The organism is Micromonospora sp. NPDC049580 (genome assembly GCF_040675595.1).
GTDB lineage: Bacteria > Actinomycetota > Actinomycetes > Mycobacteriales > Micromonosporaceae > Micromonospora.
This window is the reverse complement of sequence record NZ_JBFAPG010000198.1, coordinates 1-10,473: the sequence shown is the minus strand read 5'-3', so window position 1 is coordinate 10,473 and position 10,473 is coordinate 1. Positions and strand designations below refer to the sequence as shown.

8 protein-coding genes are annotated in these 10,473 nt (G+C 74.3%); 4 read left to right on the top strand and 4 right to left on the bottom strand.

Annotated elements, in window-relative coordinates; translation table 11 throughout:
• Nucleotides 1–56: 56 nt before the first annotated feature.
• The 3 genes from AB0J68_RS17540 to AB0J68_RS17530 all read right to left on the bottom strand — a co-directional run bounded on the left by AB0J68_RS17540 (nt 57) and on the right by AB0J68_RS17530 (nt 4,745).
• A complete protein-coding gene (locus tag AB0J68_RS17540) occupies nt 57–2,117 on the bottom strand; it encodes a 3-hydroxyacyl-CoA dehydrogenase NAD-binding domain-containing protein (RefSeq protein WP_363939387.1) in 2,061 nt (686 codons plus the stop codon).
• A complete protein-coding gene (locus AB0J68_RS17535; protein WP_354858147.1) occupies nt 2,114–3,310 on the bottom strand; it encodes a thiolase family protein in 1,197 nt (398 codons plus the stop codon). The genes AB0J68_RS17540 and AB0J68_RS17535 overlap by 4 nt, the downstream gene beginning before the upstream one ends.
• A gap of 109 nt (nt 3,311–3,419) precedes the next feature.
• On the bottom strand, nt 3,420–4,745 hold the full coding sequence (locus tag AB0J68_RS17530) for a ribonuclease D (protein WP_363939385.1): 1,326 nt from the start codon (nt 4,743–4,745) through the stop codon (nt 3,420–3,422).
• 209 nt (nt 4,746–4,954) lie between these two features.
• Between AB0J68_RS17530 and AB0J68_RS17525 the strand changes: the two genes are divergently transcribed.
• Nucleotides 4,955–6,244 (top strand): trypsin-like peptidase domain-containing protein, encoded by a 1,290-nt coding sequence (locus AB0J68_RS17525; RefSeq protein ID WP_363939383.1) that lies wholly within the window; start codon nt 4,955–4,957, stop codon nt 6,242–6,244.
• A 195-nt stretch (nt 6,245–6,439) separates the two neighbouring features.
• Entirely contained in the window at nt 6,440–7,390 is a 951-nt protein-coding gene (locus AB0J68_RS17520) for a hypothetical protein (RefSeq protein WP_363939381.1), read from the top strand.
• 27 nt (nt 7,391–7,417) lie between these two features.
• Here AB0J68_RS17520 and AB0J68_RS17515 read toward each other — a convergent pair whose 3' ends face one another.
• On the bottom strand, nt 7,418–7,990 hold the full coding sequence (locus AB0J68_RS17515; protein WP_266250991.1) for a DUF3000 domain-containing protein: 573 nt from the start codon (nt 7,988–7,990) through the stop codon (nt 7,418–7,420).
• Nucleotides 7,991–8,139: 149 nt separating this feature from the next.
• On the opposite strand from AB0J68_RS17515, the gene hemE reads away from it, so the two are divergent.
• Together hemE and hemG are read left to right on the top strand one after the other, a co-directional pair.
• Nucleotides 8,140–9,237: a uroporphyrinogen decarboxylase gene (gene hemE / locus AB0J68_RS17510; protein WP_354858140.1), complete on the top strand. Its 1,098-nt coding sequence runs from the start codon at nt 8,140–8,142 to the stop codon at nt 9,235–9,237.
• Between the two features lie 7 nt (nt 9,238–9,244).
• Nucleotides 9,245–10,473 (top strand): protoporphyrinogen oxidase (gene hemG / locus AB0J68_RS17505; RefSeq protein ID WP_363939389.1); only part of this gene is annotated, 1,229 nt, incomplete at its 3' end.

The window sequence follows — 10,473 nt, the reverse complement described above, 5'->3', positions numbered from 1 at the left end:
CCGGACCGTCCCTCGTGGACCGGGCCGGCCACCGCGACGGTGGTGCTGGGGTCGTGTCAGGCGGGCAGGCTCGCCGCTCCGAGCGGCAGGAACCGCCGGCCGGTGACCCGCTCGCTGGTGCCGGTCCGGTCCAGGTACGGCGTGACGCCACCCAGGTGGAACGGCCAACCGGCGCCCAGGATCATGCACAGGTCGATGTCCTGCGCCTCGGCGACCACGCCCTCGTCCAGCATCAGCCGGATCTCCTGCGCGAGCGCGTCGAGCGCGTTCTGGCGTACCTGCTCGGCGGTCAGCGGCTGGTCACCGACGACGAGCAGCTTGGCCACCTCGTCGTTGACCTGGTCGTCGACCACGATCGGCTGGCCCGAGTCGGCGATCCGCTTGAGGTTCTCGCTGACCCCGAACCGGTCCGGGAACGCCTCGTGCAGGGTGCCGCCCACGTGGTACGCCACGGCCGGCCCGACGAGCTGGAGCAGGGCGAGCGGGCGCATCGGCAGGCCCAGCGTGTCCAGTGCGCTGTTCGCCACGTCCAACGGCGTGCCGGCGTCGACGGCCGCGAAGACGGTGCCCAGGAAGCGGGTGAGCAGCCGGTTCACCACGAACGCCGGGGCGTCCTTGACCAGCACGCTCGACTTCTTGAGCTGCTTGCCGACCGCGAACGCGGTGGCCAGGGTGGCGTCGTCGGTCCGCTCGCCCCGCACGATCTCCAGCAGCGGCAGCACGGCCACCGGGTTGAAGAAGTGGAAGCCGACCACCCGCTCCGGGTGCTCCAGCTCCGCGGCCATCTCGGTGATGGACAGCGAGCTGGTGTTGGTGGCGAGCACCGCCTCCGGGGAGACGATCTTCTCCAGCTCGGCCCAGACCTGCTTCTTGACGCCCAGGTCCTCGAAGACCGCCTCGATGACGAAGTCGGCGTCCGCGAAGGCGCCCTTGTCGACCGTGCCGCTGACCAGGCCGTACAGCTTGGCGGCGGTGCCCTTGTCCATCCGGCCCTTGGTGACGGCCTTCTCGATCTGGGTGTGCACGTAGCCGACGCCCTTGTCCACCCGGGCCTGGTCCAGGTCGCTCATGACGACCGGCACCTGGAGGCGGCGGGCGAACAGCAGCGCCAACTGGCTGGCCATCAGGCCGGCGCCGACGATGCCGACCTTGGTGACCGGGCGGGCCAGGCCCTTGTCCGGTGCGCCGGCCGGCCGCTTGGCCCGCCGCTGCACGAGGTCGAAGGCGTACAGGCCGCTGCGCAGCTCCTCGGAGAAGACCAGGTCCGCGAGGGCCTCGTCCTCGGCGGCGGTGCCGGCGGCGAAGTCGCCGTCCTTCGCCGTCTCCAACAGGTCGAGCGCCTTGTACGCGGCCGGGACCGCGCCGTGCAGCCGCTGGTTCAGCGTCTCCCGGGCGAAGTAGAGCACGCCCGCCCACATGTCCTTGTCGACCTCGGGCCGGGTCACGGTGACCTGACCGCGCACCACGCCGGCGGCCCATTCGAGCGACCGCTCCAGGAAGTCGGCCGGCTCCAGCAGCACGTCCGCGATGCCCAGCTCGGCGGCCTGCTTCGGCTTGAGCATCTTGTTCTGCATGAGCGGGTTCTGGATGATCACCTGCGTGGCGGCGGGGATGCCGATCAGGTTCGGCAGCAGTTGGGTGCCGCCCCAGCCGGGCACCAGACCGAGGGAGACCTCGGGCAGGGCGAGCGCCGCCGCGCCGCCGGAGAGCGTCCGGTAGTGACAGTGCAGCGCCAGCTCCAGGCCGCCGCCCATGGCCGCGCCGTTGACGAACGCGAACGTGGGCACGGTGCTGTCCTTGAGCCGGGCGAAGACCCGGTGGCCGAGCCGGCCGATCTCCAGCGCCTGCGCGCGGTCGGCGAGCTGCGGCAGGCCGACGATGTCTGCGCCCACACAGAAGATGTACGGCTTGCCGGTGACCGCGATGAACGCCGGGTCGGCGGCGAGCGCGGCCGTGATGGCCTCGTCCAGGCTGGTCAGACCGGCCGGGCCGAAGGTGTTCGGCTTGGTGTGGTCGAAGCCGTTGTCCAGGGTGATCAGGGCGGCGGGTCGGTCCAGCCCCGGTACGGTCACCGAGCGCAGCAGCGCCCTGGTGACGACCTCGTTCGGCGCCTTCACTTGTCGCCCTCCGTCCAGTGCGGGTTCTCCCAGATGACCGTGCCGCCCATGCCGATGCCGATGCACATCGCCGTGACGCCGTAGCGGACCTCGGGGTGCTCGGCGAACTGGCGGGCCAGCTGGGTCATCAGCCGTACGCCGGACGAGGCGAGGGGGTGGCCGATGGCGATGGCGCCGCCCCACGGGTTGACCCGCGGGTCGTCGTCGGCGATGCCGAAGTGGTCGAGGAAGGCGAGCACCTGCACGGCGAAGGCCTCGTTCAGCTCGAACAGTCCGATGTCGTCGATGGTCAGCCCGGCCAGGCGCAGGGCCTTCTCCGTCGACGGGATCGGGCCGACGCCCATCACCTCCGGCTCCACCCCGACGAAGCCGAACGACACCAGCCGCATGGCGATCGGCAGGCCCAGCTCGCGGGCGGTTGCCTCGTCGGCGAGCAGGCTCGCGGTGGCGCCGTCGTTCAGGCCCGCCGCGTTACCCGCGGTGACCTTGCCGTGCGGGCGGAACGGGGTCTTCAGGGTGGCCAGCTTCTCCAGCGACGTGTCGCGGGGGGCCTCGTCCACTCCAGCCAGACCCCAGCCGCCCTCGGCGTCGCGGATGGCCACCGGCACCAGGTCGTCCTGGAGCTTGCCGTTGGCGTACGCCTTCGCCGTCTTCTGCTGCGAGGCGAGCGCGAACGCGTCGGTGCGCTCCTTGGTGATGTGCGGGACCAGGTCGTGCAGGTTCTCCGCGGTGGCGCCCATGACCAGCGCCGACGGGTCCACCAGCTTCTCCGCGATGATGCGCGGGTTGGGGTCGACGCCCTCACCCATCGGGTGGCGGCCCATGTGCTCGACGCCACCGGCGATGGCGACGTCGTACGCGCCCATGGCGATGCCACTCGCGACGGTGGTCACGGCGGTCATCGCGCCGGCGCACATCCGGTCGATCGCGAAGCCGGGAACGGTCTTGGGCAGACCGGCCAGCAGCGCTGCGGTACGGCCGATGGTGAGGCCCTGGTCACCGATCTGGGTGGTGGCCGCGATGGCGACCTCCTCGACCCGCTCCGGCGGCAGCTGCGGGTTGCGGCGCAGCAGTTCACGGATACAGCGGATCACCAGGTCGTCGGCGCGGGTGTTGGCGTACATGCCACCCGCCTTGCCGAACGGGGTACGGACGCCGTCGACGAAGACGACATCCCGAACTTCACGGGGCACTTGAGCCTCCTAGCCGAACGGGCACGTTACCCCGGATGCTACTCGCCAGTAACCAACCTGCCGCCCGCCCCCCGCTGTGGCACACCCCACACCAGAGAGCGGGGGCAGGTCAGGGGATGGGGTTGGGGGCCAGGGCCTGGGTCAGGTCGGGGGTCAGCAGGGCGATCTGCCACTCGCGGGCGCTGAAGCCGCGCAGGGACTCCGCCACCGTGTCCTCGATGACCTCCTCCGGCGGGCTCCACGCCAGACGGCGTACCGAATCCGGGGTGATCAGATTTTCCGGGGGCAGGTTGTGCTCGCCCGCGATGCGGACCACCGCCTCCCGGCAGCGGGCCAGGCGACCGGCCGCCACCGGGTCCCGCTCGGCCCACCGGTGCGGTGGTGGTGGGCCCTCCACCGCCGGGATGACCGGAAGCGCGTCGTCCGGCAGCTCCCGGGCGTCGTCGAGCGCGGCCAGCCAGGTACGGGCCAGCCGACGGACCGACCGCCCCCCGAAGCCGGGCAGCGTCAGCAGCGTCTTCTCGTCCTTCGGGTCCAGCTCGGCCGCGGCGACGATGGCCGAGTCCGGCAGCACCCGGCCGGGCGCGGCGTCCCGTCGGGCCGCGATCTGGTCCCGGGCGTACCACAACGAGCGGACCCGGGCCTGGGCCCGCGCCCCGCGCACACGGTGGATGCCCGACGTGCGCCGCCACGGTTCCGCGCGGACCCGGGGCGGCCGGGCGCCGGTCCGGACCAGGGCGGCGAACTCCTCCGCGGCCCAGGCCGACTTGCCCTGCCGGGCCAGCTCGGCGTCGAGCGCGTCGCGGAGGTCGGTGAGCATCTCCACGTCGAGCGCGGCGTAGGTCAGCCACGACTCGGGCAGTGGCCGACTCGACCAGTCGGCCGCCGAGTGATGCTTCTCCAGGGTGAATCCGAGTAGCTGCTCGGTCAGCGCGGCCAGGCCGACCCGCTCGAACCCGGCCAGCCGAGCGGCCAGTTCCGTGTCGAAGAGCCGGCGCGGACGCAGCCCCACCTCGGCCAGGCAGGGTAGATCCTGACTGGCCGCGTGGAGCACCCACTCGGCCTCGCCGATCACCGCGTCCAGCGTGCTGAGGTCGGGCAGCGGCAGCGGGTCGATCAGCGCTGTGCCGGCGCCCTCGCGGCGCAGCTGCACCAGGTACGCGCGCTGGCTGTAGCGATACCCCGAAGCGCGCTCGGCGTCCAGGGCAACCGGGCCGGTGCCCGCGGCGAACCGGGCCACGACCTCGGCGAGCTCGGCCGGGGTGGTCACCGGATCAGGGGTGCCGTCGCGGGGGGCGGTCAGCGGAACGGGCCCACCGTCGGTCGGGTCGGGCCCCTCGCCCGCCGGCTGCGGCTGGGCCGACGGCGGGTGCTGGGGTGCGTGTCCCGGGAGTTCTTCGGTGGGCCGACGGCGCAGGGGTGGTTCGTCGGTCACCTGCCAACCCTAGTGCGCGCCGTGATCCGGCGTGTGCAGCCGGTCCGGCGTGTGTCGGTCAGGTGTCCGCAAGGTGTCCCTTCGGATGCCGGACATTGGGGGAGACAAAGCCCGTTCGCGCAGGTACGGTCCATCGAGCCGCCGGCCCCGCTCGGGTGATCCTGGGCCGTGGCCGCAAGCGCACGACCACGGGGAAGGGCAAGACGATCATGACGGCTGGCTTCGGTGCGGGGGACGCACGGCCAACGGGCGCCGAGCCTGACGACGTGAGCGGGCGGGCGGCCGAACGGCCGGGCCCCCTGCCGCCGCGCATCGAACCGCACCCGGAGGTCGGCGCCACCTGGGCCGGTGCACCGGGCCCCGGGGCCGAGCCCTCCGCCGCCGTCCCGGCGCCCCGTGCCGGCTGGGCGGCCCCACCCAACGCCGGCCAGTGGGGCGCGGCGCCCCAGGGGCCCGTGCCGGCCGGCCCGCACACCACGGCCGCTACGCCGGGCCCCGCCGCTGAACACAGCACGGCCGCGCCGTACGCCCCTGGGCCAGCGCCGTACGCGGCAGGTCCGGTGCCGTACGGCGCCGGACCGTACGCCCCGGGCGCTCCCACGGCCTACGGCGCCGGCGGCTATCCGCCCGCCGGTGACCTGGCCAGCGCACCGCCGTTCCCGACCGCGGGTCACCCCGGTCAGCCCGGCTGGCCGGGCGTCACACCGCCTGCGCGACCCACCCGGCGTCGCTGGCCAGTGGTGCTCGCCGTGCTGCTCGTCGTCGCGCTGGCCGCCGTGGCCGGCCTGCAGGCGTACCAGCTCGACCGGCTCGGCGACCGGCTCGCCGCCACCGACCGCCGGCTGGCCCAGGCCCAGGACGGCGACGGCACCCGCCTCGACGGCCTGGAACAGCGCACGGACGCGCTGGAGAAGCAGGCCGGGGCGGCGTTCAACCCCGAGGCGGTGGCCAGCGCCGTGCTGCCCAGCGTCTTCCGGGTGCGGGCCGGCCAGTTCACCGGCACCGCGTTCGCGGTGGGCAAGCCGGCCGCCGGTGGCGGCACCAACCTGTTCACCAACTTCCACGTGGTCGAGTCGATCTGGGAGAGCGGCGGCCGGCAGGTCTTCCTGGAGCGCACGGACCAGCGCTTCCCGGCCACCATCGTCAAGGTCGACAAGGCCAACGACGTGGCGCACCTGCGGGCGACCGGCAAGTTCGCCGGCCTGGTCACCGCGCCCAGCGCCGTGAAGTCCGGGCAGCAGATCATCGTCGTCGGTGCTCCGCTCGGCCTGGAGGACAGCGTCACGACCGGTGTGGTGAGCGCGTTGCGCGCCGCGCAGGGCGGCTCCGGACCGGCCATCCAGTTCGACGCCCCGATCAACCCCGGCAACTCCGGCGGCCCGGTGATCAACGGCAGCAAGCAGGTGGTCGGCATCGCCACCGCCAAGGCTCGTGACGCCGAGGGCATCGGGCTCGCCATCCCGATCAAGGTCGCCTGCGACGGTTTCAAGATCTGCTGACCTGCGGCCCCAGCCGCTCGCGCCACCCACGGCCGCCCGGCCGCTCCCGCCACCGACGGCCTCCCCGGCCGCTCGCGCCTGACGGCCTCCCCGGCCGTCCCCGACCCATCCGGGTCCTCGGTCCCGGACGATCCCGCCGCTGCACCTGGTCCGTCGCGCCTACCGGCGGAGGACCTGCTCACCTGGAGGAAGAACATGTCCCAGCCACCGACCGGGCCGGAGGGTCTCCCGCCCGCCACCCCGACTCCGCCGGCCGGCTCGCCCGACCCCGACGCGACGGTGCAGCACGCGGCCGGCACCGACGCGACGGTGCAGCACGCGCCCGACCCCGACGCGACGGTGCAGCACGCGGCCGGGCAGCCCGCGCCGCAGCAGTACGCGCCGGGCCAGCCCACGCCGCCGCAGCAGTACGGGCCGGGTCAGACGGCACCGCAGCAGCAGTACGCGCCGGGTCAGGCCGCGCCGCAGTACGGTGCCGCCGCGCCCACGCAGCGGCAGTACGGCACCCCGCAGACGCCGGGCTACCCGGCCAGCGCCCCGCCCTACGCCGGCCAGCCGATGTCCGCGCCGCCGGTCTCCGGTCCGGCGTACGGCCAGCCGATGTCCGCGCCGCCGGTCTCCGGTCCGGCGTACGGCCAGCCGATGTCCGCGCCGCCGGTCTCCGGTCCGGCGTACGGGCAGCCCATGTCGGGCCCGCCCGGGATGGTGCCGTACGGCGCTGCCGCGGCTCCGCGGCGGGGTCGCGCGGTGCTGGTGCTGGCCCTGGTGGCCGCGCTGCTCTTCGTGCTCAGTGGGGTGATGACCGGGCTGTTCGTGACCAAGAACAACGAGCTGAACCGGACCGAGAAGCGCCTCACCGGTCAGGTCAGCCAGCGCGACGGGACGATCGCGGCCAACACCACCGAGATCGGGAAGCTCAAGACCGATCTGCAGGCCATGCAGGACAAGCTCGACAACACCGAGCAGGACCTGACCGGCACCCGCAACGACCGCGACGAGCAGGCCCGGCAGAAGAAGGTCATCGCGAGCTGCCTGGACAAGCTGACCACCGCGCTGGGTGCGGCGGCGGCCGGGAACAAGGGCGCGTACGACGCGGCGATGAAGGGCCTCGACAAGGTGTGCGACGAGGCGGAGAACTACCTCTGATCCGCTGTGCCGGCCGCCGCCGGGGTTTCAGGCGGTGGCGGCCGGACGGCGGTCGGCCAGGGCGGTGACCCCGGGTGGGGGCAGGCCGGCCGTCGAGGCGAGCAGGGCGCACCAGCCGAGCAGGTGGGGGGCGAGGTCGTCGTCGACGGGCGTCCAGGAGGCGCGGATCTCGATGTCGCCGGCCGTCGGTGGCCCGGCGAGGTCGCCGAACCGGGTCGACATGGTCTGGGTGACCGTCCCGCCGATCGCCCGGTGACCCGCGTCCTGGGTGTCGAGGGCGTCGGTCAGCCACGTCCAGCCGACCCCGGGGAGCAGCGGGTCGGCGGCGAGGTCGACCTCCAACTCCGCCGTCACGTAGGTGACCAGTCGCAACGTGCCCTGCCAGGCCTCGTGCCCGGCCGGGTCGTGCAGGAGGATCAGCCGGCCGGTGGCCACCTCGTCGCCGTCGCGCAGCACCGTCGCGGAGAGCGCGAACGTGAACGGCGCGAGCCGCTGGGGGGCGCCGACCTCCTCGAGGGTGATCTCCGGTCGGGGTGCCGGCGACCGCAGCCCGGCGACCGCGCGGGCGAAGGTCTCCGGGAGCGCGATCGGGGGGGCCATGTCGGCAGCCTATGCCGCCGTCGGCCCACCCGCTTCGACGGCGCGCCGACACGTACCCCGACCGCCCGGCCGCGCGACGGACGTTAGGTGCGTCCCCTTCCGTTCACCCGCGGCGGGCTGGGGTCGGGCGGCGTGGCACGATTGCGGCGATGACCACGGACACCACGGGCACTGCCGCCCGAGACGGACACCCGCGCCCCGGCGGCCCGGCCGACTCGCCCTTCATCCGGGCCTGTCGGCGTCGGCCCGGCCCGCACACCCCGGTCTGGTTCATGCGCCAGGCTGGCCGCTCACTGCCGGAGTACCGGGAGATCCGGGCCACCGTGCCGATGCTGGAGTCCTGCCGTCGCCCGGAGCTGGTCACCGAGATCACCCTCCAGCCGGTGCGCCGGCACGGGGTCGACGCGGCCATCCTGTTCAGCGACATCGTGGTGCCGGTCGCCGCGGCCGGGATCGACCTGGACATCGTGCCGGGCACCGGCCCGGTGGTGGCCGAGCCGATCCGTACCGCCGCCGACATCGAGCGGATCCGCCCGATCGGCCGCGACGACGTCCCGTACGTGGACGAGGCCGTCCGCCAACTGGTGGTCGAGCTGGGCGACACCCCGCTGATCGGCTTCGCCGGCGCGCCGTTCACCCTGGCCAGCTACCTGGTCGAGGGCGGCCCGTCGCGGACCCACGCGAAGACCAAGGCGCTGATGTATGGCGATCCCGAGCTGTGGCACGCGCTCTGCGGCCGGTTGGCCGAGGTGACGCTGGCGTTCCTGCGGGTGCAGATCGAGGCCGGCGTGTCCGCCGTGCAGCTGTTCGACTCGTGGGCGGGCGCGCTCTCCGAGGCCGACTACCGCCGTTACGTGCTGCCGCACTCGACGGCCGTGCTGAGCGGGCTGGCGCACGCGGGCGTGCCGCGCATCCACTTCGGGGTCGGCACCGCCGAGCTGCTCGGCGCGATGGGCGAGGCCGGCGCCGACGTGGTCGGCGTCGACTGGCGTACTCCGCTGGACGTGGCCACGCACCGGATCGGCCCGGACAAGGCGGTGCAGGGCAACCTGGACCCGACCGTGCTGCTCGCGCCGTGGCCGGTGGTGGAGGCCGAGGTGCGCCGGATCCTGGCGCAGGGGCGGGCGGCCCCCGGGCACGTGTTCAACCTCGGCCACGGTGTGCTGCCGGAGACCGACCCGGACGTGCTGACCCGGGTGGTGGCGCTGGTGCATGAGGTCTCCAGCCGCCGGGCCGACCAGGGCTGACACGGCGATGCGGCAGCCCTGGCGGGTGGCGGTGGTCGGCGGCGGGATCGCCGGGCTGGCCGCCGCGGTCCGGCTGCGCGACCGCGCGCCGGAGGGCACCGAGATCAGTGTGTACGAGCAGTCCGGCGCGGTGGGCGGCAAGCTGCGCACCGGGACGTTGGCCGGCGCGCCGGTGGAGTTCGGCGCCGAGTCGTTCCTGATGCGCGACCCGACCGGGGCCGAGAGCGCGGCGGTGGCGTTGGCTCGCCGGCTCGGGCTGGCCGAGAAGATCGTGCACCCCAGCGTCGGGCAGGCCGCGCTTGTCGTCGACGGAGGGCTGCGCCCCATCCCGGGCGGGACGCTGGTGGGCGTACCCGGGGATCTGGAGCGGGTGGCCACGGTCGCGCGCCCGGCCGCGGACGCCGACACCGACGGCGGCCGGCCGCTGGTCGGGCCGGACGCGGACGTCTCGGTGGGCGCGCTGGTCCGGTCCCGTTTCGGCGACGAGGTGGTCGACCGGCTGGTCGACCCCATGCTGGGTGGCGTGTACGCGGGCCGCGCGGACGACTTGTCGCTGGTCACCACGATGCCGGCGCTGGCCCGTGCCGCGCGGGTGGAGCACACCCTGGTCGGCGCGGTCCGGGCGGCGCAGGCCGCCGCGCCGCGCGCGCCGGGCGCCCCGGTCTTCGGCACCCTGGCGGGTGGGCTCAGCACCCTGGTCGAGGCTGCGGTGACGGCCAGCGGCGCGACGGTACGACGGGACGCCGCGGTGCGTGACCTCACGCCCACCGGCACGGGTTGGCGGCTCACCGTCGGCCCGACCCGCGATCCGGAGCTGGTCGACGTGGACGCCGTGGTGCTGGCGGTGCCGGCCCGGCCGGCGGCCCGGCTGCTCGCCGGCCCGGCCCCGGTGGCCGCCTCGGCCGTGGGCGAGCTGGACTACGCGAGCGTCGCGCTGGTCACCCTGGCGTTGCCGCAGCCGCTGCTGCCCGAGCTGTCCGGCTTCCTGGTGCCGAGCACCGAAGGGCTGCTGATCAAGGCGGCCACGTTCTTCACCACGAAGTGGGGGCACCTGCGGCGGCCGGACGGGCTGGCGCTGGTGCGCGCCTCGGTGGGCCGCTACGGCGAGGAGGCGCAGCTCCAACGCCCGGACGCGGACCTGGCCGCGACCGTGCACCGGGAGCTGTCGGCGCCGGAGTGCACCACCCGCAGTGGCCGTTCGGTCTCGTCCGCGCCGAACCTCCAGCGCGACGGCGT

Coding starts and splice junctions, on each gene's coding strand:
- AB0J68_RS17525 (WP_363939383.1), top strand. CDS start 4,955: ATGACGGCTGGCTTCGGTGCGGGGGACGCACGGCCAACGGGCGCCGAG.
- AB0J68_RS17520 (WP_363939381.1), top strand. CDS start 6,440: ATGTCCCAGCCACCGACCGGGCCGGAGGGTCTCCCGCCCGCCACCCCG.
- AB0J68_RS17515 (WP_266250991.1), bottom strand. CDS start 7,990: ATGGCCCCCCCGATCGCGCTCCCGGAGACCTTCGCCCGCGCGGTCGCC.
- hemE (WP_354858140.1), top strand. CDS start 8,140: ATGACCACGGACACCACGGGCACTGCCGCCCGAGACGGACACCCGCGC.